Genomic DNA, 24,101 nt, shown 5'->3' with positions numbered 1-24,101 from the left:
ATATGCACGGAAATATACGCGGCATTGGACGCCTGCAGACAAGAATTCCTTCACCTCCCCATCTATTGCTATGGCAACCATCAAACACGCCCACGTACTGATTCTCGGTTCCGGCCCGGCCGGCTACAGCGCAGCCGTCTATGCCGCGCGCGCCAACCTGAAACCCGTACTCATCACCGGCGTCGAGCAGGGCGGTCAGCTGATGACCACCACCGACGTCGAAAACTGGCCCGGCGACCCGATGGGCGTGCAGGGCCCGGAGCTGATGCAGCGCCTGCTGCAGCATGCGGAGCGCTTCAACACCGAGATCGTGTTCGACTACATCCATACCGCGAAGCTGAATGAAAAGCCGATCCGCCTGGTCGGCGATTCCGGCGAATACACCTGCGACGCGTTGATCATCGCTACCGGCGCCTCCGCGCAATACCTCGGCCTGCCGTCCGAAGAAGCCTTCATGGGCAAGGGCGTTTCCGCCTGCGCCACCTGCGACGGCTTCTTCTACAAGAACCAGGCGGTGGCCGTGGTCGGCGGCGGCAATACCGCGGTCGAGGAAGCGCTCTACCTGTCCAACATCGCCAGCAAGGTGACGGTGATCCACCGCCGCAACAAGTTCCGCGCCGAACCTATCCTGATCGACCGCCTGATGGCCAAGGTCGAGGAAGGCAAGATCGAGGTGAAATGGGACCACACGCTGGATGAAGTGACCGGCGACGCCAGCGGCGTCACCGGCATCAACATCAAATCGACGGTCGACGGCAAGGTGACGCCGCTGGAGGTGCAGGGCGTGTTCATCGCGATCGGCCACAAGCCCAACACCGGCATCTTCGACGGCCAGCTCGAGATGCAGAACGGTTACATCAGGACGAAGGGCGGCACGGAAGGTTTCGCTACCGCGACCAATGTCCCGGGCGTGTTCGCCGCCGGCGACGTGCAGGATCATGTGTACCGCCAGGCGGTCACCAGCGCCGGTACCGGCTGCATGGCCGCGCTCGACGCCCAGCGTTACCTGGAAAGCCTCGAGGGCTGATCCACCGCAGCAACCCGTGCGCGCCGCTGGCGCGCGCGGCACAGGAAGCACATCATGTCTGGCTCCATCAAGGACTTTTCCGGCTTGAAGAAGCTGCGCGCGGAAATCAAGGCGCAGGAAGAAGCGCGCAAGGCGGCGGAGGCGGAACGCCTGCGGCGCGAGCAGGAAAGCCGGCGCGACGCCGAGCTCTTTCGACGCAGCATAGGCGACGTCACGCCCATCGCCCCACCCGACAAGGCCGAGTCGAAACCGGCGCCGCCGCTCCCGATCCCGCACCAGCGCCTGGCCGACGAGCAGGCCGCGCTGGAGGAATCGCTGTCCGACGAATTCAATGTCGACACCCTGCTCGACACCGACCATGAACTCAGTTACGCCCGCCCCGGCATCGGCCCGGAGATTCTGCGCAAGCTGCGGCGCGGCGAATGGGTGATCCAGGCGCAGCTGGACCTGCACGGCATGCGGCGCGAGGAAGCGCGCGAGGCGCTGGCGGACTTCCTGCGCAACGCGGTCAAGCGCGGCATGCGCTGCGTGCGGGTGGTGCATGGCAAGGGGCTGGGCTCGGTCAACAAGGAGCCTGTCCTGAAAAGCAAGGTGCGCAGCTGGCTGGTGCAGAAGGAGGAAGTGATCGCCTTTTGCCAGGCGCGCGCGGCGGAAGGCGGCGCTGGAGCGCTGGTGGTGTTGTTGCGGGCATAGCGATCTTCGCGTCGACTGCCGTCGTACGATCTCCATCGCTCCCGCGCAGGCGGGAGCCCATGGTGAAGCAGCGGCGCCCTCCCCCTGCAAGTGTGGCGGTATCGGCAATCGGGGGCGGTATCGGGATGCACGCGGCCGCCGGCGCCCGCATTCCCGCCGCGGCAAACGGTTTCCGCCTTGCTTTCCTCCCCCGCCCAAGTATCATGCACCGCAAACCACTTCCCTGCCCCACCGCATGACCCTGGTCAAGATCCTCGAAATCCTCGCGATCCTCGTCGGCGCCTTTTCCGGCTTCATCGAGGCGCGCAGCAAGAAAATGGATGTGGTCGGCATCTTCACCGTCGCCTTCATCACCGCCTTCGGCGGAGGCACGCTGCGCGACATCCTGCTCGACAAGCGGCCGCTGTTCTGGGTCACCCACCAGGAATACGCGATCCTGATCTTCCTGCTGGCGCTGGTCGCGGTGCCGGCCATCCGCACGCTGCGCCGGATCGTGTCGGCAAAGCTGCTCGTCACCGCCGACGCGCTGGGCCTTGGCCTGTTCTCGATTGTCGGCGTGTCGGAAGCGCTCTCGGCGGGCATGCCGCTGTTCATCGCCTCCATGATGGGCGTGATCACCGGCATATTCGGCGGGGTGCTGCGCGATATCGTGTGCAACGAGATTCCGATGGTGCTGCGCGATGGCAAGCCCTACGCGATCTGTTCGTTTGCGGGATGCTGGATGTACCTGCTGATGCAGCAGGCCGGCGTGCCTGCCGATTTCTCGCTCTGGTCGAGCGCGCTGGCAATCACCGTGTTCAGGCTGCTGACGTGGGCGAAGGATATCCGCCTGGAGTAGAAGCCGCCGGGCGCGGGCGCGCGCAGCCCCGGCAGCAAGGATATACGGTCTTACACTGCGTCCGGCCCGGTCTCGCCGGTGCGGATGCGGATCACCTGTTCCACTTCGCGCACGAAGATCTTGCCGTCGCCGATCTTGCCGGTGCGCGCCGCCTTGATGATCGCATCGACCGCCTGCTCGACCACCTTGTCATCGATCACCGCTTCGATCTTCACCTTCGGCAGGAAATCAACCACGTACTCGGCGCCGCGATACAGCTCCGTGTGGCCCTTCTGGCGGCCGAAGCCCTTCACTTCCGTCACGGTCAGACCGGTGACGCCGATTTCGCCGAGCGCTTCACGCACTTCGTCCAGCTTGAACGGTTTGATGATTGCAGTAACCAGCTTCATAACAGCTCCTTAGTCATATTGCTTGCGAAAGCGGGAAGTCGCCGGCGTCGCACCAGTCGCACTCCAGGGCGCGGCGCGGCTGCCGGTCGGCGCCTTTCGGCGCAATTCTCTTTTATTGTAATCAATTGCGCGGCGTGACCCGCGTCCTCGCTACGATAACCCGCGCCGGGGATCTCGGCAATGCCGGACGCCGCCCGCGCATCTTCCTGTCCTGCCCGGTCATCGTTCCGGGATATTGTCGAGCTCCTTCATCCATACCGCCGCCTCGGAATCGCTCGGCGCGCGCCAGTCGCCGCGCGGCGACAGCGATCCGCCGGAACCCACCTTGGGCGCGTTCGGAATGCAGGTGCGCTTGAACTGGCTGGTCTGGAAGAAGCGGCGCAGGAAGATGGCCAGGTTGCGCTTGATTGCCGCAAGACCATATTCATTCCTGACCGCGTGCGCCTCGTCCGGCCACCGCCCCGCCTTGCGGTCGCGCCATGCGTGCAACGCCAGGAACGCCACCTTGGACGGCGAGAACCCGAAACGCAGCGTGTAATACAGGTTGAAATCCTGCAGCTCGTACGGCCCGATCACGCTCTCCGTCTTCTGCTCCGGTGCATGGCCGGACTTGCCCGGCACCAGCTCCGGGCTGATGTCGGTGTCCAGCACGCTGAGCAGCACGTCCGAGCCGGCGCCGCCGATCTGCCCGGTTTCCGCGACCCAGCGCACCAGATGCGCGATCAGCGTCTTCGGAACGCTCGCATTGACGCTGTAATGCGACATGTGGTCGCCCACGCCGTAGGTGCACCATCCCAGCGCCAGCTCGCTCAGGTCGCCGGTGCCGATCACGATCCCGTTGTGCAGGTTCGCCAGCCGGAACAGATGGCTGGTGCGCTCGCCTGCCTGCACGTTCTCGAAGGTCACGTCGTAGTTTTCCTCGCCCGACGCATAGCTGTGGCCGAGATCCTTGAGCATCTGCTCGCAGCTCGGCCGGATGTCGATTTCCATCGCGGCGCAGCCGACGACTTCCATCAGCTTGCGCGCCTGCAGCAGCGTCCGCTCGCTGGTCGCAAAGCCGGGCATCGTCACGCCGAGGATATTCGTGCGCGGCAGCTTCAGGCGGTCCATCGCCTTGGCGCACACCAGCAGCGCGTGGGTGGAATCGAGGCCGCCGGACACGCCGATGACGACTTTCGACATGCCAGACGCGGACAGCCGCTGCGCCAGCGCCTGCACCTGGATGTTGTAGACCTCGTTGCAGCGCTCGTCGCGGCGCTGCGGATCGGACGGGACATAGGGAAAACGCTCGATGTTCCTTTTCAGCGGCAATTCGCTCTCGACAGGCAGGTCGAGCCGGAATGCGACGGTCCTGAATTTCGACACTTCGGCGCCGTGGCGACGCACGGAGTCGCCGAAAGTCGTCATGCGCATGCGCTCGCGCGACACCCGCTCCAGGTCGACGTCGCCATAGATGAGGTGCGATTCGTCCGAGAAGCGCTCCGACTCCGCCAGGAGCTCGCCATTCTCGTAGATCAGCGCCTGCCCGTCCCACGCCATGTCGGTCGACGATTCCCCCTTGCCGGCGGAAGAATACAGGTACGCGGACAGGCAGCGGGCGGATTGCTGCGCCACCAGCTGATGCCGGTAGCGCGACTTGCCGACCACGATGTTCGATGCCGACAGGTTCACGAGCACGCTGGCGCCGGCTAGCGCGGCGAAGGTGGACGGGGGAATCGGCACCCACACGTCTTCGCAGATCTCGACATGGAAGCGGAACAGCGGCAGGTTCGCCAGCTCGAACAGCAGGGATGGGCCGAACGGCACCCGCTGGCCGAACAGCGCCACCTCGGAAACCGCTGCGCTGTCGGCCGGGCTGAACTGCCTGGCCTCGTAGAATTCGCCGTAGTTTGGCAGATAACTCTTCGGGACGATGCCCTGCACCCGCCCCGATGCCACGACTGCGGCGCAGTTGAAAAGCCGGTGCTCGACGCGAAGCGGCAAGCCGACGATCATCGCAATCGGAAGCCGCGCCGAGGCGGCGACGATGGATTCGAGCGCCACGAGGCTCGCGTCGAGCAGGGCTGACTGGTGGAACAGGTCGTCGCACGTATAGGCGGACAGGCCGAGCTCGGGAAAGGCAATCAGCGCGGCGCCGTTCCTCGCGGCCTCTTCAGCAAGGGCGAGGGTTTCCTTCGCATTGAATACGGGATCGGCGACGCGGCACTTGGGCACGCCCACGGCCACGCGGGCGAAAGCATGCGAATAGATGTTGAAGAATTGCTTGCTCATCGTTACCTTACTGAAGAATGGCACGCCCCTGGCGCACACGCCTTGCGGCACGGCGTTTCGGACCCGCCGGTCAGATTTTGCGTAGAATGACTGACGCTGCAACGGATCCCGCCGGGGCGCCGGCCCGTAAAATTCCTGCGCGCAATAACGGCGCCACCCCAGGCCAGTGGTTTGATATCAATAGTGAATTATCGCACGCGAATCGTCTCTGCTCTCTCCGACATCGGCCAGACGGCATGGGATGGACTGGCAGGGAGCCAGGATGAGCGCAATCCCTTTCTTTCCTACGCCTTTCTCGACGCATTGCATGCGTCCGGCAGTGCCTGCGCGAAAACCGGCTGGCAGCCGCAGTACCTGACCTTATGGCAGGGAAACCGGCTGGAAGCGGCATTGCCGCTTTATGTGAAATCGCATTCCTACGGGGAATACGTGTTCGACTGGGCCTGGGCCGACGCCTATCGCCGCAACGGCCTCGACTACTACCCGAAGCTGCTGTCGGCGATTCCGTTTACGCCGGTCACCGGCGCGCGCCTGCTCGCGCGCAGCAACGCCGCGGCGCGGGATCTGGCCCAGGCGCTTTGCGCGCTGCAGGAGAGCAATGGATTGTCGTCGACGCACATCCTGTTTCCGCCGCAGCCGCAGGCCGAGCTGCTCGAAACATCCGGCTTCATGCTGCGTTCCGGCGTCCAGTTCCACTGGCTCAACCAAGGCTATCGCGATTTCGATGATTTCCTGTCCTCGCTCGATCGCAAGAAACGCAAGAACATCCGCGCCGAGCGGCGCAAGGTGCAGGAAGCCGGCGTCACCTTCCGGCAGGTGGCGGGAACGGAGGCGAGCGAAGCCGACTGGCGCTTCTTCAAGCGCTGCTACGACCGCACCTACGCCGCGCATTATTCGACGCCCTATCTGAACCTCGACTTCTTCCTGCGCATCGCGCGGACCATGCCGCAGCATCTGCGCCTGATCATCGCCGAGCGGCGCGGCAAGCCGGTCGCGAGTTCCTTCGTGGTGCACGACGAGCGCACGCTGTACGGCCGCTACTGGGGCGCGATCGAGGATATTCCCTGCCTGCATTTCGAGACCGCGTATTACCAGCCGCTCGACTTCTGCATCGCGAGGGGCATCGCCTGTTTCGAGGGTGGTGCGCAGGGCGAACACAAGATGGCGCGCGGCTTCCTGCCGCAAAAAACCTGGTCGGCGCACTGGCTCGCGCATCCCGCCTTCGCAGACGCGATCGAACGCTTCCTGCAGCAGGAGGCCGGCGGCATCGATGCCTATATCGATGAACTCAACGAGCGCAATCCGTTCAAGTAACCGAAAGTTCAATAATCACCGCCCCCGTTTGTTACAGTGATTGCCAAAACGGCCTAATTTCTTGCCAAACCAGATGCTTCGCGGCATGCTCTCGCCATCATGTCCGCGCCATCGCCCGCCCTCAACACTCCCGACACCGCCGCCGCTCCCGCAGTGACCCGCATCGGCCGCTTCTACATCAGCCGCGAACTGAGCCGGGGCAGCATCGGCTGCGTCTACCTCGGCCACGATCCGGTGATCGGGCGCGACATCGCGATCAAGACTTTCAATCCGCGGCTGACCGCCGCCGAGCGCCACCGCTATGAGCAGCAGTTCATCAACGAAGCGCGTGCCGCCGGCCTGCTGTCGCATCCGCATATCGTGACTGTCTATGATGCGTCGGTGGAAGGCGGCATGCCGTGGATCGCGCTGGAATACCTGCAGGGGCGCGAGCTGAGCAAGCTGCTCGATGGCGGCCACCGCTACCTGCCGGAGGAAGTGGCCGCCATCGTATGGAAGATCGCCGACGCGCTCGATCATGCGCACCGGCGCGGCGTCATCCACCGCGACGTCAAGCCGGCGAACATTTTCATGATCAGGGACGACCAGCCCAAGCTGGTCGATTTCGGCATCGCGCGCTCGCCCAACCGCATTCCCGAAAAGAGCGCCGACCCGCAGGGACCGGTGACGCTGGTGACCGGCAACCGCCTGGTCGGCACGCCGAATTACATGTCGCCGGAACAGGCGTCCGGCAAGCCGGTGGATGCGCGCACCGATATCTATTCGCTCGGCGCGGTCATGTACGAAATGCTGACCGGCCGCAAACCGTTTACCGCCGACAGCGCGGACAAGCTGCTGCAGCAGATCGCCTGCAAGGCGCCGGCGGCGCCGCACGAGATCGATTCGAAAATTCCGCCGGCACTGTCGCAAATCGTCATGACGGCGATGAGCAAGCGCCCGGAAAAGCGCTACGAGACGGCGGAAAAGATGGCGCTCGACATCAGGCGCTACCTGGTGCGCCAGCGCCGCGCGCGGCGGCGGATGAAGATCCCGGTGCCGGCACTGGAGCAGCATGATCCGCAGGCCGTGCAGCAGGAGCGCGGCGCGCTGTTCTGGATCAGCTGCCTGTCGCTGGCGGCAGCGGCCGGCATTGCGGCATTGGCAGTGCTGCGCTAGGCTCTGTTTGACAAGCGTAGCGAGCGGGCCGGATTGGCGTCGGGCAGCGCACGCGTACGCGAGGTACGCAGGGCAACGCAGGCGTCAATCCGGTTTGCGCAGTAGCCTGTCAGACACAGCCTAGCGCGCGTTGAGTGCGGTCAGCACCTGTCCCTTCAGGGTCTTGATCAGCGCGGTTTCGTCGGGCGGCACGCCTTCCGGCGCGGCCGACACGCGATCGGCGTAGAACAGGCCGAGCTGCTTCTTCTGCACCACCAGCGGCAGGACGATGAAACTGCGCGCATCGGGCAGCAGCGTGCGGTGCCATCCGGGCAGCAGGTCGCGGATCTTGGGTACCGTCGCGTCGGAAATCATGAGGTCGGCATCGTTTTCCAGCGCAAGGTGGAACAGGTCGCGCGCGGTGGCGATGGGGAACACGAAACCGGCCTGGCGCTCCTCGTTGTTTTCGCCCATCGCGATGCGCGCGCGGTACTGGTGCGCATGAATGTCTTTCAGGCACACGGTAGCAAAGCGGAAGCCGAGGCTGTTGTAGAGCGTCTCCAGCACCAGCAGCATCAGATCGTTCACCTTGCAGCGGCCCGACGCCATCATCTGGGTCACGTCCTGCACGCCTGCCAGCAGCAGGTCGCGCGCATTCATCGGCTTGCCGCTCGCATGGCGCTCGTAGATCTGGAGCGGCAGCGCCTCTTCCACCAGGTCCAGCAGCAATTCGGTCGGCAGGCCCGATTCGAGATCGGGCTTTTGCGCAGCGGATGCAGCCGCCGGAGCCGCGGCCGCAGGGCCGGCCTGGCCGGCAGCCACGCCTGCCGTCGCATCCGGCGCGGCCGTCTCCTGCGCCGCATGTTCGTGCTCGTCCGCCTGCAGCGCGAGCTCCGCATTGCTGGCCAGGACGCGCGTTTCCTGCGCTACGCCTGCGAACAGGTGGCTGAGCTTGGCCTGGTCGAGGCCGAGCGCCGCGCCAAAGCGCGTCAGCACCGCGCGGTTCGCCGCTTCCTGGCCGGGCGCATTCATGTTCGGAATCAGGCGGGCAGCGGCGGAACTGAAGGCGGCCACCTGCTGCAGCCATTCCTGCCTGCCCTTCGCCGGCTTCAGAACGCCCGGCGGCGGCGGGTTCAGCGCCTGCACGATGCTGTCGGGGATGTTCCATTCGCGCAGTACCGCTTCGGCCAGTGCCTCGAAAGTGCAGCCGAGCACCTGCATCGATGCCTGGACCGGGGTGTGGGTGCCGGCGTCGACCAGCTTCGCCACATCGTCATACAGCGTATGGTCGTAGGCGGCCACCAGCAGCCGGCCGATATTCTTGAACAGCGAGGCGACGGCCGCCTCTTCCGCATCCTTGAAATGGCTGCGCCGCGCGATCTCCCGCCCGACGATGCTGGCGCACAGCGCGTGGCTGAGTTCATTGCGTACGCTTTTCGCGTTCCTGCTCGACATGCGGTCGACCAGCAGCATCGCCAGCGCCGCCGTCTTCACGGTGTCGAAGCCAAGCAGGAAAATCGCTTTCGAGATCGTCGTCACCGGCGTGCCGGCGGCGGTCCGATAGGTAACGGTGTTGGAAATGCGCAGGATCTTCTGCGTCAGGGCGACGTCGGACAGGATGAAATGTGCCAGGTTGCGCACCGCCTCGTCATTCGACGACGTCATTTGCACGACACGGGAAACCGAACTTCCCAGCGCCGGCAAATCGGCTGCCGCGCCTATCTTCTGCAGCAGGCTGTCGCGCGCGGAGTTGGGCTTGTCGTTGCCATCCCAAAAATCGACTTCGGGCCTGGCCGTCCCTGTATTTTGAAGAACCACTTCTGCATGCTCCTGAATGATGCGCTCGCGTCACTGCATGATGACGCATCGGGTCGGACTTGTCGATGACGCGTCCGCAGTCGTATCCGTATTCGTGACTATATCGGCAGGCAGGGCCGGATATTGAGCGCTCAAGCGCTGCCCATGCCCTGCTCCACCGCGTCCAGGAACAGCCTCACGTGGGCTGCAGGATGACGATTCGGCAAGTGGATCCCGTAAAGCCCGCTGCGGCCGCTCCTGGCAGCCCGGCAGCAACCGCACCAGCCGCTTTTCCGCGGGGTCGGCCTCGATCATCAGTCCACCTGTTTTTTCCGTTCGAAAATTGCCTTTTCCAAAATCTGCTTAAATCAACACGCAGAAACAATAAAATCGAATGCAACGCCTCCCAACTGCCCGCCGCCATGAAGCCCGCCGATATCCTGCTCGCGCTCGTAGTCGTCCTCGTCTGGGGATTCAATTTCGTGGTCATCAAGCTCGGCCTGCAGGGCCTGCCGCCGATCCTGTTCACCGCGCTGCGCTTTGTGTTCGCCGCGCTGCCGATGGCGTTCTTCCTGCGCCGGCCGGCGGTGCCGTGGCGGCTGCTCGCAGGCTACGCCGCATTCCAGTTCGCGCTGCAGTTCACTTTGCTGTTTTCCGGCATGCAGCTCGGCTTGCCGCCGGGCCTGGCGTCGCTGGTGATCCAGCTGCAAGCCTTCTTCACCATCGGCTTGGCGGTCGTGGTGCTTGGCGAACGGCCGCGGGCGGCGCAGATCGTCGGGTCGCTGATCGCGTTTTCCGGCATGGTGCTGGTGGCGATGCATCTCGATACGCCCGCCACCTTCGCGGGCTTCCTGATGGTGATCGCCGCCGGCCTCAGCTGGGGCGTGGGGAACATCTTCACCAAGCGCATCGGCAAGGTGGACGCGCTGGCCCTCGTCGTCTGGGGCTCGCTGCTGGCCGCGCCGCCGCTGCTGCTGGCATCCTTCGCACTGGAAGGGCCGGCGGCGATTGTCGCGGCGCTTTCACAGGTAAACCGGATCTCGGCCGGCGCAGTGCTGTTCCAGGCCTGGCCGACCACCATCCTCGGGTTCGGCATCTGGTCCATGCTGATGCGCAAATATCCAGCGGCCACTGTGGCGCCGTTCACGCTGCTTGTACCGGTTGTCGGCATGCTCAGCGCCGCATTGGTACTGGGCGAGCCGCTGCAATGGTGGAAGCTTGCCGCCGGCCTGCTGGTGCTCGCTGGGCTGGCGCTGAACCAGTTCGGCGGCCTGGCACGCACGCCCTCGGCCGTTAAATAAAAAAAGCGCACCACGGTGCGCTTTTTCTTCCTGCGGCGGCCAGCTTACTTGCTGTGCTCGCGATCGTAGGCAGCAATGCCTGAAAGGATTTCCTGCTTTGCTTCTTCCGGACCGAACCAGCCTTCGACCTTCACCCACTTGCCCGGCTCCAGGTCCTTGTAGTGCTCGAAGAAGTGCTGGATCTGCTGCAGGCGCAGTTCGTTCATGTCTTCCGGCTTCTGCCAGTGCTTGTAGATCGGCAGCACCTTGTCGACCGGGACCGCGAGCAGCTTCGCATCGCCGCCGGCCTCGTCCTTCATCTTCAGCAAGCCGATCGGGCGGCAACGCACGACGACGCCGGGAATCAGCGGGAACGGCGTGACCACCAGCACGTCGACCGGGTCGCCGTCGTCGGAAATGGTATTGGGAATGTAGCCGTAGTTGCAGGGATAGTGCATCGCCGTGCCCATGAAGCGATCGACGAAAATCGCGCCGGTTTCCTTGTCGACCTCGTACTTGATCGGATCGGCATTCATCGGGATTTCAATGATGACGTTGAAATCGTCCGGAACATTGCGGCCGGCGGGAACGTTACTCAGACTCATGTTGCTCTCTCAGTAAGAATGGAAATTTCGAAAACACGAAATTATAACGGCTTTCATTCGGCGCTCGTGCGTCGCAACAAGAAACGATACGAATGTGCACACGCCTTTGCGCTGCGTCAGGCGTGCGTCAGGATGCGGTGGTAGAAGCGCCTGCTGACGCTTACAGGAGGGTCGCCAGCGCGCACTGTCGGTAATGGGCGGCCGCTTCGTCGGCATGTTGCAGCGCCTCGTGCAGTTGCGCGAGTTTCAGGTGCGCCTCGCGCACGGTTTCGGCTTCGCTTGCATGCGACAGCGCCTGTTCCAGGTGGCGTTGCGCCTTGCCCCACAGCTTTTGCCGCAGGCACAGCTTGCCGAGCGTGAGCGCAAGTTCGGCGTCGCCCGGGTGCGCGCGCGCCCACTCCTCGCAGCGTTCGATCTGCGCCAGCAGTTCCGGCGAACCCGCGGCTCCGCCGGAGTCGCCGTACGCGAGCACCAGGCGCTCGTCCCATTCCACCGCCAGCGCCTTTTCGATCACCGCGCGCGCTTCGTCATGCAGCCCCCTGGCATTGAATGCCCGCGCCGCGCGCACCGCGACCCAGGGCCGCACCCGGTCTTCGGCGGGAATGGTTGCCAGCACACCGCGCAGCGCTTCCGCGTCATGCGCGCTGCTCGACAACAGGTCGTCGTAGGCCAGCTCGCGCAGCCGGCGCGACAGGGCCGGATGGACCGCGTTGCGCTTGTCGAGCATGCGCACGAGGCGCAGGACTTCCGGCCAGTTCTTCGCGCGCTGGTTGGCCTTCAGCGCGAGCCGCAGTGCATGGATGTGGCGCTGGCCGCTGGAATTGAGCTCGTTCAGCGATTCCAGCGCGAGGTCCGGCTCATGGCCGTCGATCGACAGTTCGATCGCCGTCATCAGGCGCGCAGTCTTTAAAGCCGGGTCGTCGCGGACTTTCGCAAGCCACATGTCGCGGCGTTCCGGATGCCCCATGCGGTGCGCGGCGCGCGCCGCGATCAGCGCCGCCAGACCGCCGTTGTCCGGCACCTCGGCCGCGCGGGCCGCCGCTTTCTCGGCATGGCCGAAGCGTCCCTCGAACAGCGCCTTGAGCGAATCGCGCAATGCACGGTTGCCTTCGCGGTCACGCTTGTCGCGGCGGTAGGCGGACACCCGCTGCGGCATCTGCTGCGTGCGGCGGATCGCGCCAAGGATTGCGAACAGCACCACGAACAGCAGTGCGGTCAGCACGATAAACAGGTTGAGCGACAGGTCGACCCGGTAAGGCGGATAGAAGAAGACGACATTGCCCGGGTTGAAGCGGGCGCCGACGGCCAGGCCGATGGCGGCGGCAAACAGGATGACGAGCGACAGGAAGATCCGCATTACGGTTTCGCCTTGTAATTGCGGACGGCATTGAGACTTTCAGCGAGCGTCGGCATTTCGATCGACAGGTTGCTCGCCTGGACCTGGCGCAGCAGCGCCTGGGTCGTCTGGGTCTGCTTGGCGCGGGTGTCGAAATACTTCGCGATCGCATCCTGCGCCGCGACCAGGTCGCTGCGGAAGGCGGACTCGTTGCGGGTCAGCAGCGCCAGCCGCGCATTGAGCAGGCGCAGCTTGAGGTTTTCCCGCGCGTAGTAAGCCTGCGTCGGCGACAGCAGCAAGGCATCCGACACCTCGACATTGCGCACGCGGACCAGCTGCCGGATCTCGCCCCACATCTCGCTGGTCCAGCTGTGCCAGAGTTCCTCGAGGTTGCCGAGCCAGTCGCCGGAGGCGCTTGCCTTGCCTTCCGCCGGCCGGGCTTCTGCATTCCTGGCAGCGCGGCGCGGCGCGCGCGGCTGGTTTGCAGCGACCGCCGGCTTCTCGTCGGCCAGCAGAGGCATGCTGTCGACCTGGCCGATGATGCTGTCGAGGCGCAGCGCGATGCCGGTCAGGTCGACCACCGGCAGCGCCTTGAGGCGCTCCAGGTCCGCGGCGATGGCGCGGCGGATGATGATGAACTGCGGCTTGTCCGAACGGGAAAGACGGTTGTCCGCATTCTGCAGCGCGATCACCGCGCCCTGCACATTGCCGGCAAGCTGCAGCTGCTGGCTGGCGGTGGACAACACCTGCTCGATTTCGGCGAGCGCCCAATCGTCCCGGTTGCGCGACAGCTCCTGGTAGAGATGTTCGAGCGCGAGCTGCTGGCTCTGCGCTTCGACCTGCTTGTTTTCCAGGACATTGACCTTGGCCTGCATTTCCTTCATCGCGTCCTGCACCGACTTGACCATCACCTTGGTCTCGGTGGTGACCGTTTCGCCGCTGCGCAGCCGCTGCGCCATCTCTTCGCGCAGCTGGCCGATCTCGCGTTCGGAGTTCCACCATTGCGCGCCCAGGAGCAGCGCCAGCACCCCGAGGCCTGCCAGCATGACCCTGTTCATCTGCCGCAGGCGTGCCGGATTGTCATTTTGAAAAGCGGCGGCGGCAGGCGCCTGGGCAGGCGTCTGGCCCGGCTGCGCGGGCTGATGGGCGTCGGAAGAAGATGGCAATTCGTTCATGCTCGAAATTGTAACGCGGCCAATAAGGGTTCGTCCCCTGAACCGGTCTGTGTGACTTGGACAAAGCCCAGTGTTTGCGCGGTTTCCGCGATGCGCACATGCGGAACCACGATGTGCTGCTGTTGCATTTTAGCCACGCCAGCATCGCCGGACGCATCGCGCACCATCTGCAGCAGGTAGCGCAAGGCTTCCGAGCTGGTGATGATCCAGTCGGCACCGGCCTCGAGCAGCGCGAGCAGGCGCCGCGCGCCGGCGTCGTCGAGTGCCGGGGCGCTGCGCCGGTAGGCGGCGACCTGCTCCACCTCGACACCCTGCTCGCGCAGCGCGTCGGCCAGCAGCTCGCGCCCGGTCTCGCCGCGAATGATCATCACCCGCCTGCCGCGCAGGGCATCGAGGTCGAGCGCTTCCAGCAGCGTCTGGGAATCGGTGCGTTGCGGATCGAGCGGGCTGAAGATGGTTGCGTTCTGCGGCGTCACGCCATGCCGCGCCAGCGCGGCCTTGCTGCCTTCGCCGACCACCGCAAGCGCGACTTCCCGCGGCCAGTCCTGCAGGTGCGCGAACGCGGCGTCGATCGCATTCGGGCTGACGAACGCCACCATCGCATAGCGGCGAATATCGCGCAGCGCCGCGTGCAGCGCCGACTGGTCCGGCAGGGGCTGGATGTCCAGCAGAGGGAACACCTCGGCATGGCGGCCGGCCGCTGCGAATTTCTGCGCGAGCGGCGCGGCCTGCGCCAGCGGGCGGGTGATGACTACGGGACGGGTGCGCGGGTCGGTCATCGTGTGATCCGGGTCCGCCCCGCCCAAGGCGGGACGGAATCCGTCGGTGAGGTGGAATGGAGACGCGTCGCCCTGGTCAGCCCGCGTCCATCGCCTTGCAGACGGCAAGGATGTCGTCCGCGCCCTGCCCTTGCAGCGCCGCGGCGATCTGCCGGCCGAGCGCTTCGGGCGCGTTCGCGGCACCGGAAGCGTCCGCGGTCGCGATCCGCTTGCCGTCGGGCGTGGCAACCATCGCGCGCAGGCGCATGTCGCCGCCATCGACAGTCGCGAATGCCGCCAGCGGAATCTGGCAGCTGCCGCCGAAGACGCGCGACACGGTGCGCTCGGCGCTCACCGCCTGCGCCGTCGCTTCATGATTGAGCGGCGCCAGCAGCTGCGTCAGGTCGTCGCGGCCGTCGAGGATTTCGATCGCCATTGCGCCCTGCCCGGGAGCGGGCAGGCTTTGTTCCGGTTCGATCAGCGAGCGGATGCGCTCGGGCATGCCAAGCCGCTTCAGGCCGGCGGCGGCGAGAATGATCGCCGCATATTCGCCGCGGTCGAGCTTGCCGAGCCGGGTGTCGAGATTGCCGCGCAGCGGGCGGATCACCAGCTGCGGATAGCGCGCGGCGATCAAGGCCTGGCGGCGCAGGCTGCTGGTCCCGACGACGGCGCCGGCGGGCAGCGCATCGAGCGACGCATAGTCGTTCGACACGAAGGCGTCGCGCGGATCCTCGCGCTCGAGCACGGCCGCCAGCGCAAAGCCCTGCGGCAGCTCCATCGGCACATCCTTGAGCGAATGCACCGCGAGGTCGGCGCGGCGTTCTTCCATCGCGACTTCGAGTTCCTTGACGAACAGCCCCTTGCCGCCGACCTTGGACAGGGTACGGTCGAGGATCTGGTCGCCTTTGGTGGTCATGCCCAGAATTTCGATACTGCACTGCGGATATAATGCAGACAACCTTGCGCGGACATGCTCTGCCTGCCACATGGCAAGGCGGCTTTCTCGCGATGCGATCACGAGTTTTGCTGGAGGAGTTACTTTCACGACGGGCACTTTCGAGGGTTCGTTGAAGCGAGGAACGCAGAGCCGCGATTTTATCATGCGCGCACCCCGCGACCGTGCCTTCAGGCCACTTTTCCCATACCGATTGCAAGCATTCAACATGGCAAAACAAGCAAACCCATCCGCTGCTCCCGCACGGCAGCCCACGGACAAGGACGCCCCGCTGAAGGAAGACATCCGCCTGCTCGGCCGGCTGCTCGGCAACGTGCTGCGCGAGCAGGAAGGCGAAGCGGTATTCCATGTGGTCGAAACGATCCGCCAGACCGCGGTGCGTTTCCGCCGCGAGTCGGACGCGCAGTCCGGCACGGAACTGAACCGGCTCCTGAAGAAACTCACGCGCGACCAGACGATTTCCGTGGTGCGCGCATTTTCATATTTCTCCCACCTGGCCAATATCGCCGAAGACCAGCACCACAATCGCCGCCGGCGCGCGCACATGCTCGCCGGTTCCGCACCGCAGCCGGGCAGCGTCGCCTGCGCACTGTCGCGCCTCGACGACGCCGGCGTCTCCGGCGCCTCGGTACGCAGCTTCTTCAAGGGCGCGCTGATTTCGCCGGTGCTGACCGCGCATCCGACCGAGGTGCAGCGCAAGAGCATCCTCGACGCCGAACGCGAGATCGCGCGGCTGCTGGCCGAGCGCGACCATCCGCTCACGCCCAGGGAACTGCTGCGCAACACGGAGCTGCTGCATGCCTGCGTCGCGACCTTGTGGCAGACCCGCATGCTGCGCTACACCAAGCTGACCGTGGCGGACGAAATCGAGAATGCGCTTTCCTACTACCGCATTACCTTCCTGCGCGAACTGCCCGGGCTGTACGAAGACATCGAGCATGAGATCGCCGCCCAGTTCCCGCAACGCCACGCCGCGTCGGAACGCGAGCTGCCGCCCTTCCTGCAGATGGGCAGCTGGATCGGCGGCGACCGCGACGGCAATCCCAACGTCAATGCCGGCACGATGCAGCATGCGCTGACGCGGCAGTCGACCGCGATCTTCGATTTCTATCTCGATGAAGTGCACGCGCTGGGCGCCGAGCTGTCGATCTCGACGCTGCTGGTGGGCGTCAGCCCGGAACTGCAGGCGCTGGCCGACGCGTCGCCCGACCAGTCCGAGCATCGCTCCGACGAGCCCTACCGGCGCGCGCTGATCGGCCTCTACGCGCGCCTCGCGGCCACCGCGCGCACCCTCGGCGCGGCCCACGTGCTGCGCCAGGAAGTCGGCGCCGCGGCGCCCTACACCGACGCCGCGGAATTCACGCGCGACCTGCAGGTGCTGGTCGATTCGCTGCGCAGCCACCATGGCGCGCCGTTGATCAACCCGCGCCTCGCCACGCTCAGGCGCGCCTCGGAAATCTTCGGTTTTCACCTCGCCACGCTGGACATGCGCCAGAGCTCCGACGTGCATGAACGCGTGCTGGCGGAACTGTTCGCCAGTGCCCAAGTGCAGCAGGACTATGCCGCCTTGTCCGAGGAAGACAAGGTTGCGCTGCTGCTCGACGAACTTGGCAAGCCGCGCCTGCTGTATTCGCCGTATCTGGCGTACTCGGAGCAGACCGAATCCGAACTGACCATCCTGCGCACCGCGCGCGACATCCGCCGGCGCTATGGCGAACGCGCGATACGCAACTACATCATCTCCCACACCGAAACGGTGTCCGACCTGCTCGAAGTGCTGCTGCTGCAGAAGGAAACCGGCCTGCTGCACATGGCATGGAACAAGGACGGCGAGAGCGGCGGCGCGCGCATGGAGCTGATGGTGATTCCGCTGTTCGAAACCATCCCCGACCTGCGCTGCGCGGCCGGCATCATGGAAAGCTTCATGGCGCTGCCGCTGGTGCGCCGGCTGATCTCCCAGCAGGGAGAGATGCAGGAAGTCATGCTCGGCTATTCCGACTCCAACAAGGATGGCGGCTTCCTGACCTCCAACTGGGAACTGTACAAGGCGGAACTGGGGCTGGTCGACCTGTTCGACCGCGCCGGCGTCAAACTGCGCCTGTTCCATGGCCGCGGCGGGACGGTCGGGCGCGGGGGCGGGCCGAGCTACGACGCCATCCTTGCGCAGCCGGCGGGCACCGTGAACGGCCAGATCCGGCTGACCGAGCAGGGCGAGATCATCGCGTCGAAATTTTCAAATCCGGAAATCGGCCGCCGCAACCTCGAGCTGCTGGTTGCCGCCACCCTGGAGGCAAGCCTGGCGCCGAACGCGGCCCAGGGCCGGCGCGCGAAACAGCTGGCCGAGTTCGAGGGCGTGATGGAGGAATTGTCCGAGCGCGCGTACCGCAGTTACCGCAACCTCGTCTACGAGACGCCCGGCTTTACCGACTATTTCTTCGCCGCCACGCCGATCGCGGAAATCGCGGAACTGAACATCGGGTCGCGCCCGGCCTCGCGCAAGGCCAGCCGCCGCATCGAGGACTTGCGCGCGATTCCCTGGGGTTTCTCCTGGGGCCAGTGCCGCCTGCTGCTGCCCGGCTGGTACGGCTTCGGCAGCGCAGTCTCGTCCTGGCTGCACGAGAACGACGGCGCAGCGGACTACAAGCGCCGCGTCGCGACCCTGCGCGCGATGTTCCGGGAATGGCCGTTCTTCGCCACCCTGCTGTCGAACATGGACATGGTACTGGCGAAGACCGATCTGGCGGTCGCATCGCGCTACGCCGAGCTGGTCGCCGACAGGAAGCTGCGCAACGCCATCTTCAAGCGCATTCTGGAAGAGCACGAGCGCACTGCCGCAAGCCTGGCCGCGATTACTGGCGCGAAGGAAAGGCTGGCCGCGAACCCGCTCCTGGCGCGCTCGATCAAGAACCGCTTCGCCTATCTCGATCCGCTCAACCACCTGCAGGTGGAGCTGATCAAGCGCCACCGCGGCGCGACGGCGGAAGGACGCACGCTGGATGAACGGGTGAGGCGCGGCATCCACCTGTCGATCAACGGCATCGCCGCGGGCCTGCGCAATACCGGCTGACAGCCGGGGACTACCTGACGAGCGCCTTCACCACCGGCCACTGGCGCCGCGAGATCGGCAGGCGCTCGTCGACGTCGCGCAGGATCACCTGCCACGCCTCCTGTCCCCGGTCCGCGTCGCCGTCGCCGTCGGCGCCGTGGTGGGCGCGCTCAACGCCGATGATGGCTTCGCGCGCCACCAGCGCGCTGCGATGCACGCGGACGAACACCTCGCCCAGCTCTTCCTCGATCGAGGTCAGCGATTCCTCGATCAGGTAATCCCGGGTATGCGTGCGCAAGGTGACGTACTTCAGTTCCGCCTTCAGGTAGATCACGTCGCGCACCGGCACCAGCAGCACCCGGCCGCGCTCCTGCACCGAGAAGTTGCGCCGCGCCGGATGCAAGGCTTTCGTCGCCCCGGCGATCGCCGCCGGCTGCGGGGACGCCTGTGCGCGCAGGCTGGCGGCGCGGCGCAGGGCTTCCGCCAGCCGTTCCGCGCGCACCGGCTTCAGCAGGTAGTCCAGCGCGTGCACCTCGAATGCCTTGATCGCATATTCGTCGAAGGCGGTAATGAAGATCACCGCCGGCGGAGCGGCGTCCCGCATCAGTTGCGCGGCAAGCTCGATGCCGGTCATGCCGGGCATCTGCACGTCGAGCAGCACGATGTCCGGCCGCGCCGCGGCGATGCCATCGAGCGCCGCCTGCGCACCGTCCGCCTCGCCGGCCAGCTCGTGCGGGAACTCCGTTGCGATGTCGGACAACAGTGTCTTCAGGCGTGCGCGCGCCGGCGCTTCGTCGTCGACGATGAACAGGCGTTGCATCATGCGCCCTCCCTGACGTAAGGAAAACGTATCCGGACTTCGAACTGGCCGGGCCGTTCAGCGGTCGTCAGCTGCGCCTCGACATCGTAGAGCAAGGCCAGCCGCTCCCGGATATTATCGAGCGCCATGTGGTTGCCGTCGACCGCCGGTTTGTCGCCGGCGAAGGGATTGACGACGGTGATCTCGATGCGGTCGACGGCGCGCGCCACGCGCACCACCACTTCCACCGGCACCACCGCCGGCTCCACGCCGTAGCGCACCGCGTTCTCCAGCAGCGGCTGCAGCAGGAGCACCGGCACGCGCGCGCGGCGCAGCACCTCGTCGCCGATACTCTCCATTTCCCAGCGCACCTGCAGGCGCTCGCCCAGCCGCACCTTTTCGATCGACAGATACTGCTCGCAAAGCCGGATCTCGCTCTCCAGCGTGGTCATGTTGCGCGGGTCCTTCATCAGCACGCGGAACAGGTCCGCCAGGTCTTCCAGCACCGTTTCGGCGCGGCGCGGCTCGGTCCGGATCAGCGACAGCGCCGCGTTCAGGCTGTTGAACAGGAAGTGCGGGCGGATCCGCGCCTGCAACGCCTGCAGCCGCGCTTCGACCAGCGCCGGCGAATAGGCGCGCGTGCGCAGCTCGAAATAATGCTGTGCCAGCACGCCGAGCAATGCCGCGACCAGCGCACCGGCGCCGGCGGTGATCGCGCCAGAACCGGGCACGACGCCGCTTGCCGTGAACAAATGGACAATGATGCCCGTAACGGCAGCGGGAATGGCCGCGCAGGCAGAACGCTGCACCCATGCCGGCACGCCGGCGCCAACGCGACGGATCAGCCGGCGCACGCCGCACAGCGCGAACAGCGACCACAGGCATGACAGTTCGACCAGCATCGACGCCTCGACGAAGGCCAGCAGGCCGAGCCGCCACCCGGGCGCCTGGAGCAGCTTGACCGCCAGCGCGAGCGCATTGACCGCGACAAGTGTACGAAATACCACACCGACGTTGCAGCAGTCCGGGATGACGGGCTCGGCAGAGCCGGCGGCGGTGACGGAAGCGGCGGGAAGCGGCATGAGGCGGGATATAATCTCGTATTCAACGGGATTCAATTATGACAGCACAACTCTCCAAAAAAAGCGAGGCCTGGTCGGCCCGCTTTTCCGAACCGGTCTCCGATCTGGTCAAACGTTACACTGCATCGGTCTTCTTCGACAAGCGCATGGCAGACGCCGATATGCAGGGCTCGCTGGCGCATGCGGAAATGCTCGCCCACCAGGGCATCATCAGCGCCCAGGACCATGCCGACATCCAGCGCGGCATGGCGCAGATCCGGTCCGAGATCGCATCCGGCAAGTTCGAGTGGCTGCTCGACCTGGAAGACGTTCACCTGAACATTGAAAAGCGCCTGACCGAGCTGGTCGGCGATGCCGGCAAGCGGCTGCATACCGGCCGCTCCCGCAACGACCAGGTGGCGACCGACATCCGCCTCTACCTGCGCGCCGCGATCGACGACATCGCCGGCCTGCTGCGCGAGCTGCGCCTGGCGCTGCTCGACCTGGCGGAACAGCACGCCGGCACCATCCTACCCGGCTTCACCCACATGCAGGTGGCGCAGCCGATCACCTTCGGCCATCACATGCTGGCCTACGTCGAGATGTTCGGCCGCGACGCCGAGCGCATGGCCGACTGCCGCAAGCGCGTCAACCGCCTGCCGCTGGGCGCCGCCGCGCTGGCCGGCACCACTTTCCCGATCGACCGCGAGCGCGTCGCCAGGACGCTCGGCTTCGAGGATGTCTGCCGCAACTCGCTGGACGCGGTGTCAGACCGCGACTTCGCGGTCGAATTCTGCGCCGCCGCCGCGCTGGTGATGACGCACATCTCGCGCATGTCGGAAGAGCTGGTGATCTGGATGAGCCCGCGCGTGGGCTTCATCGACATCGCCGACCGTTTCTGCACCGGCTCCTCGATCATGCCGCAGAAAAAGAATCCCGACGTGCCGGAACTGGCGCGCGGCAAGACCGGACGCGTGAACGGCCACCTGATCGGCCTGCTCACGCTGATGAAAGGCCAGCCGCTGGCGTACAACAAGGACAACCAGGAAGACAAGGAGCCGCTGTTCGACACCGTGGACACGGTCACCGACACGCTGCGGATTTTCGCCGACATGGCGCGCGGCATCACGGTCAAGCCGGAAGCGATGCGCGCCGCAGCCCTGCAGGGCTACGCGACCGCCACCGATTTGGCGGACTACCTGGTCAAGAAGGGCCTGCCTTTCCGCGACGCGCACGAAGCGGTTGCGCACGCGGTGCGCGCCTGCGAACAGCGCGGCTGCGACCTGACCGAGCTGACGCTCGATGAAATGCGCGCGTTTTCCCCGCTGATCGACGCGGACGTGTTCCAGGTTCTCACCCTCGAAGGCTCGGTCGCATCCCGCAACCACATCGGCGGCACCGCGCCGGAGCAGGTGCGGGCAGCGATCGCGCACGTGCGCGCGCAGCTCGGCTGATTGCGTCACCAATGCAGGCCGCCGGCGCCCCATGCCGGCGGCATTTTTTTTGCGCCGTTATCCTCGCGCGGACCAGCGAAATCCGCGGAAAGCGCGTATGCTTTTGCATGGATGGCAGATGCCGTCGACCGGCGTATTCCGGCCACCATCCCCGGCACTCCACCCGCGCTTCCATTGCCTGCTTCGTTGCAGACACCCCACAACTGCGTAGTTCTACGTAGAGACTTCTCCGTACAAATCCGGTTGAAGATGAAAAAAATCACGCCCTTTTGCATCGCAGCATGAAAAGAATATTCCCTGTCCGGGGGGAATGTTCGCTTGCACAATAAATTGACATATACTGCCCCGAATCAAAAAACCGCCCTAGGTAAGCAAACATCCTCCGCACATAAAAACCAGGCGGTCAGGCATAGACAATTTTTCATTCATGGAGACGGACTCATGTCTTTTCTACTCTCGTTGTCGAGATTCATTGACGCGCTCAATGAAAAAATAGGGAGCGGCGTCAGCTGGGCCCTGCTGATCTCGGTGCTGATCTGCACCGGTAACGCGCTGGTCCGGTATGCGCTGCATACCAGCTCCAATGCCTGGCTCGAGATCCAATGGTATCTGTTCTCCGCGATCTTCCTGCTCGCGACCTCGTATACGCTGCGCCGCAACGAGCACGTTCGCATCGACGTCGTCGCCGGCCGCTTCTCCAAGCGCACCCAGGTCTGGATCGACATCTTCGGCTTTCTTACCTTCCTGCTGCCGATGACCCTGATCATCCTGTACTACGCGATCCCGTATGCCTGGATCTCGTTCCAGAGCCAGGAAGTGTCGAGCAACGCCGGCGGCCTGATCGTATGGCCGGCGAAAGCCCTGATCCCGCTCGGGTTCCTGCTGCTGACGCTGCAGGGCATCTCGGAACTGATCAAGCGGATCGGCTACCTGCAAGGCAAGGTGGATGCAAGCGCGTTTGAAAAGCATGCGACCACGCCGGAAGAAGAAATCGAGGCGATCAAAGCCGCGAACAAACTCAACTGATCGTCTGGAGACGCAACAATGGAGCAATTTCTCATCGCCAATATGGCGCCGATCATGTTCGGCACCCTGGTGGTATTCCTGCTATCGGGCTTCCCGGTAGCGTTCTCGCTGGCGGCGAACGGCTTGTTCTTCGGCCTGCTCGGCATCGAACTCGGCCTGCTGCGTCCGGAGCTGCTGCAGGCATTGCCGAACCGTGTGTTCGGCATCATGGCCAACGACACGCTGCTGGCCATTCCGTTCTTTACCTTCATGGGCCTGATCCTGGAACGCTCCGGGATGGCGGAAGACTTGCTGGATACCATCGGCCAGCTGTTCGGCCCTGTGCGCGGCGGTGTCGCTTACGCGGTGATCTTCGTCGGCGCGCTGCTGGCGGCGACCACCGGCGTGGTCGCGGCTTCCGTGATTTCGATGGGCCTGATCTCGCTGCCGGTGATGCTGCGTTACGGTTATGACAAGAAGCTGGCGTCCGGCGTGATCGCCGCATCCGGCACCTTGGCGCAGATCATCCCGCCGTCGCTGGTGCTGATCGTGATGGCCGACCAGCTCGGCCGCTCCGTCGGCGACATGTACAAGGCGGCATTCGTGCCCGGCCTGCTGTTGACCGCGATGTATGCCGGTTATGTGCTGGCGATGTCCATCTTCAAGCCGCATTCGGTGCCGGCATTGCCGCCGGAAGCGCGCAACCTGCGCGAGCCGAACGGCAATAGCGGCATTGTTTCGCTGCTGGTGCTGATCGCGCTGGCAACCGCCGCCGCCTTCGGCTTCGCGGCATACTACGGCTCCACCCACCCGAATGCGGCCGCTGACGAAGTCGGCATCTATTCCGCTGCGTTCGCGATCATCGGCTCGTTCGTTCTGGCAGTGTTCAACCGCCAGCTCAAGCTCGGCCTGCTGTCGCGCATGGCGGAGAAGGTGGTGTTCGTGCTGATCCCGCCGCTGGCGCTGATCTTCCTCGTGCTCGGCACCATCTTCGTCGGTATCGCAACCCCGACCGAAGGCGGCGGCATGGGCGCGTTCGGCGCGCTGGTGCTGGCGATGATGAACCGCCGCCTGTCCTGGTCGCTGATGAAGCAGGCGATGGATTCCACCACCCGCCTGTCCTGCTTCGTGGTGTTCATCCTGATCGGTTCTTCCGTGTTCGGC

At 65.1% G+C, this 24,101-nt stretch carries 20 protein-coding genes; 10 read left to right on the top strand and 10 right to left on the bottom strand.

Annotation, left to right across the window (positions count from 1 at the left end; genetic code table 11):
• Nucleotides 1–70: 70 nt before the first annotated feature.
• From trxB to VEC01_RS13545, 3 genes are all read left to right on the top strand, one after another.
• Nucleotides 71–1,027: a thioredoxin-disulfide reductase gene (trxB, locus tag VEC01_RS13555; protein WP_324901425.1), complete on the top strand. Its 957-nt coding sequence runs from the start codon at nucleotides 71–73 to the stop codon at nucleotides 1,025–1,027.
• Nucleotides 1,028–1,081: 54 nt separating this feature from the next.
• Entirely contained in the window at nucleotides 1,082–1,720 is a 639-nt protein-coding gene (locus tag VEC01_RS13550) for a Smr/MutS family protein (RefSeq protein WP_324901424.1), read from the top strand.
• A gap of 235 nt (nucleotides 1,721–1,955) precedes the next feature.
• Nucleotides 1,956–2,558, top strand: a complete 603-nt coding sequence (locus tag VEC01_RS13545) for a trimeric intracellular cation channel family protein (RefSeq protein WP_324901423.1) — start codon at nucleotides 1,956–1,958, stop codon at nucleotides 2,556–2,558.
• Between the two features lie 50 nt (nucleotides 2,559–2,608).
• Here VEC01_RS13545 and VEC01_RS13540 read toward each other — a convergent pair whose 3' ends face one another.
• Complete coding sequence (locus VEC01_RS13540; RefSeq protein WP_324901422.1) at nucleotides 2,609–2,947, bottom strand: P-II family nitrogen regulator; 339 nt, start codon at nucleotides 2,945–2,947, stop codon at nucleotides 2,609–2,611.
• Between the two features lie 219 nt (nucleotides 2,948–3,166).
• Entirely contained in the window at nucleotides 3,167–5,218 is a 2,052-nt protein-coding gene (locus VEC01_RS13535) for an NAD(+) synthase (protein WP_324901421.1), read from the bottom strand.
• A 183-nt stretch (nucleotides 5,219–5,401) separates the two neighbouring features.
• Here VEC01_RS13535 and VEC01_RS13530 point away from each other — a divergent pair, with 183 nt between their 5' ends.
• A complete protein-coding gene (locus VEC01_RS13530) occupies nucleotides 5,402–6,532 on the top strand; it encodes a GNAT family N-acetyltransferase (RefSeq protein WP_324901420.1) in 1,131 nt (376 codons plus the stop codon).
• A 99-nt stretch (nucleotides 6,533–6,631) separates the two neighbouring features.
• Nucleotides 6,632–7,687 carry a serine/threonine-protein kinase gene (locus VEC01_RS13525; RefSeq protein WP_324901419.1) on the top strand — a complete coding sequence of 352 codons (1,056 nt, stop codon included), beginning with the start codon at nucleotides 6,632–6,634 and terminating at the stop codon, nucleotides 7,685–7,687.
• A 120-nt stretch (nucleotides 7,688–7,807) separates the two neighbouring features.
• Here VEC01_RS13525 and VEC01_RS13520 read toward each other — a convergent pair whose 3' ends face one another.
• Nucleotides 7,808–9,484, bottom strand: coding sequence for an HDOD domain-containing protein (locus tag VEC01_RS13520; RefSeq protein ID WP_324901418.1), 1,677 nt, complete (start codon nucleotides 9,482–9,484; stop codon nucleotides 7,808–7,810).
• A gap of 401 nt (nucleotides 9,485–9,885) precedes the next feature.
• On the opposite strand from VEC01_RS13520, the gene VEC01_RS13515 reads away from it, so the two are divergent.
• Nucleotides 9,886–10,764 (top strand): EamA family transporter, encoded by an 879-nt coding sequence (locus VEC01_RS13515; RefSeq protein ID WP_324901417.1) that lies wholly within the window; start codon nucleotides 9,886–9,888, stop codon nucleotides 10,762–10,764.
• 44 nt (nucleotides 10,765–10,808) lie between these two features.
• Here the strand turns inward: VEC01_RS13515 and ppa are convergent, their stop codons facing one another.
• The 5 genes from ppa to hemC all read right to left on the bottom strand — a co-directional run bounded on the left by ppa (nucleotide 10,809) and on the right by hemC (nucleotide 15,662).
• Entirely contained in the window at nucleotides 10,809–11,348 is a 540-nt protein-coding gene (ppa, locus tag VEC01_RS13510; RefSeq protein WP_324901416.1) for an inorganic diphosphatase, read from the bottom strand.
• A 160-nt stretch (nucleotides 11,349–11,508) separates the two neighbouring features.
• Entirely contained in the window at nucleotides 11,509–12,705 is a 1,197-nt protein-coding gene (locus VEC01_RS13505; RefSeq protein WP_324901415.1) for a heme biosynthesis protein HemY, read from the bottom strand.
• Complete coding sequence (locus VEC01_RS13500) at nucleotides 12,705–13,859, bottom strand: uroporphyrinogen-III C-methyltransferase (RefSeq protein WP_324901414.1); 1,155 nt, start codon at nucleotides 13,857–13,859, stop codon at nucleotides 12,705–12,707. The genes VEC01_RS13505 and VEC01_RS13500 overlap by 1 nt, the downstream gene beginning before the upstream one ends.
• Nucleotides 13,856–14,638 carry a uroporphyrinogen-III synthase gene (locus VEC01_RS13495; RefSeq protein WP_324901413.1) on the bottom strand — a complete coding sequence of 261 codons (783 nt, stop codon included), beginning with the start codon at nucleotides 14,636–14,638 and terminating at the stop codon, nucleotides 13,856–13,858. Before VEC01_RS13495 ends, VEC01_RS13500 begins: the two co-directional genes overlap by 4 nt.
• A 76-nt stretch (nucleotides 14,639–14,714) precedes the next feature.
• Nucleotides 14,715–15,662, bottom strand: a complete 948-nt coding sequence (gene hemC / locus VEC01_RS13490) for a hydroxymethylbilane synthase (RefSeq protein ID WP_324901412.1) — start codon at nucleotides 15,660–15,662, stop codon at nucleotides 14,715–14,717.
• Between the two features lie 118 nt (nucleotides 15,663–15,780).
• Between hemC and ppc the strand changes: the two genes are divergently transcribed.
• Complete coding sequence (gene ppc / locus VEC01_RS13485; protein ID WP_324901411.1) at nucleotides 15,781–18,639, top strand: phosphoenolpyruvate carboxylase; 2,859 nt, start codon at nucleotides 15,781–15,783, stop codon at nucleotides 18,637–18,639.
• Nucleotides 18,640–18,649: 10 nt separating this feature from the next.
• Here the strand turns inward: ppc and VEC01_RS13480 are convergent, their stop codons facing one another.
• The gene (locus VEC01_RS13480) at nucleotides 18,650–19,441 is read right to left on the bottom strand and encodes a LytTR family DNA-binding domain-containing protein (protein ID WP_324901410.1); all 792 of its coding nucleotides are present in this window, start codon (nucleotides 19,439–19,441) and stop codon (nucleotides 18,650–18,652) included.
• Entirely contained in the window at nucleotides 19,438–20,499 is a 1,062-nt protein-coding gene (locus tag VEC01_RS13475) for a sensor histidine kinase (RefSeq protein WP_324901409.1), read from the bottom strand. The genes VEC01_RS13480 and VEC01_RS13475 overlap by 4 nt, the downstream gene beginning before the upstream one ends.
• Before the next feature lie 38 nt (nucleotides 20,500–20,537).
• On the opposite strand from VEC01_RS13475, the gene argH reads away from it, so the two are divergent.
• The 3 genes from argH to VEC01_RS13460 form a co-directional block, all read left to right on the top strand.
• Nucleotides 20,538–21,932 carry an argininosuccinate lyase gene (gene argH / locus VEC01_RS13470; protein WP_324901408.1) on the top strand — a complete coding sequence of 465 codons (1,395 nt, stop codon included), beginning with the start codon at nucleotides 20,538–20,540 and terminating at the stop codon, nucleotides 21,930–21,932.
• A gap of 441 nt (nucleotides 21,933–22,373) precedes the next feature.
• Nucleotides 22,374–22,958, top strand: a complete 585-nt coding sequence (locus tag VEC01_RS13465; protein ID WP_324901407.1) for a TRAP transporter small permease subunit — start codon at nucleotides 22,374–22,376, stop codon at nucleotides 22,956–22,958.
• A gap of 18 nt (nucleotides 22,959–22,976) precedes the next feature.
• On the top strand, nucleotides 22,977–24,101 hold a 1,125-nt coding region (locus VEC01_RS13460; RefSeq protein ID WP_324901406.1), incomplete at its 3' end, for a TRAP transporter large permease.

The sequence above is a fragment of the Noviherbaspirillum sp. genome (assembly GCF_035627455.1).
Classification (GTDB): Bacteria; Pseudomonadota; Gammaproteobacteria; order Burkholderiales; family Burkholderiaceae_D; genus Noviherbaspirillum.
Note: the sequence above shows the minus strand (reverse complement) of the source record. Positions and strands in the feature narration are given on the sequence as shown.

Bases quoted from the DNA above. Each gene is read 5' to 3' on its own strand.
- VEC01_RS13465 (WP_324901407.1), top strand. From the start codon at position 22,374: ATGTCTTTTCTACTCTCGTTGTCGAGATTCATTGACGCGCTCAATGAA.
- VEC01_RS13495 (WP_324901413.1), bottom strand. From the start codon at position 14,638: ATGACCGACCCGCGCACCCGTCCCGTAGTCATCACCCGCCCGCTGGCG.
- VEC01_RS13500 (WP_324901414.1), bottom strand. From the start codon at position 13,859: ATGAACGAATTGCCATCTTCTTCCGACGCCCATCAGCCCGCGCAGCCG.
- VEC01_RS13550 (WP_324901424.1), top strand. From the start codon at position 1,082: ATGTCTGGCTCCATCAAGGACTTTTCCGGCTTGAAGAAGCTGCGCGCG.
- VEC01_RS13515 (WP_324901417.1), top strand. From the start codon at position 9,886: ATGAAGCCCGCCGATATCCTGCTCGCGCTCGTAGTCGTCCTCGTCTGG.
- argH (WP_324901408.1), top strand. From the start codon at position 20,538: ATGACAGCACAACTCTCCAAAAAAAGCGAGGCCTGGTCGGCCCGCTTT.
- VEC01_RS13525 (WP_324901419.1), top strand. From the start codon at position 6,632: ATGTCCGCGCCATCGCCCGCCCTCAACACTCCCGACACCGCCGCCGCT.
- ppa (WP_324901416.1), bottom strand. From the start codon at position 11,348: ATGAGTCTGAGTAACGTTCCCGCCGGCCGCAATGTTCCGGACGATTTC.
- VEC01_RS13480 (WP_324901410.1), bottom strand. From the start codon at position 19,441: ATGATGCAACGCCTGTTCATCGTCGACGACGAAGCGCCGGCGCGCGCA.
- VEC01_RS13540 (WP_324901422.1), bottom strand. From the start codon at position 2,947: ATGAAGCTGGTTACTGCAATCATCAAACCGTTCAAGCTGGACGAAGTG.
- VEC01_RS13535 (WP_324901421.1), bottom strand. From the start codon at position 5,218: ATGAGCAAGCAATTCTTCAACATCTATTCGCATGCTTTCGCCCGCGTG.
- VEC01_RS13475 (WP_324901409.1), bottom strand. From the start codon at position 20,499: ATGCCGCTTCCCGCCGCTTCCGTCACCGCCGCCGGCTCTGCCGAGCCC.
- trxB (WP_324901425.1), top strand. From the start codon at position 71: ATGGCAACCATCAAACACGCCCACGTACTGATTCTCGGTTCCGGCCCG.
- VEC01_RS13545 (WP_324901423.1), top strand. From the start codon at position 1,956: ATGACCCTGGTCAAGATCCTCGAAATCCTCGCGATCCTCGTCGGCGCC.
- ppc (WP_324901411.1), top strand. From the start codon at position 15,781: ATGGCAAAACAAGCAAACCCATCCGCTGCTCCCGCACGGCAGCCCACG.
- VEC01_RS13505 (WP_324901415.1), bottom strand. From the start codon at position 12,705: ATGCGGATCTTCCTGTCGCTCGTCATCCTGTTTGCCGCCGCCATCGGC.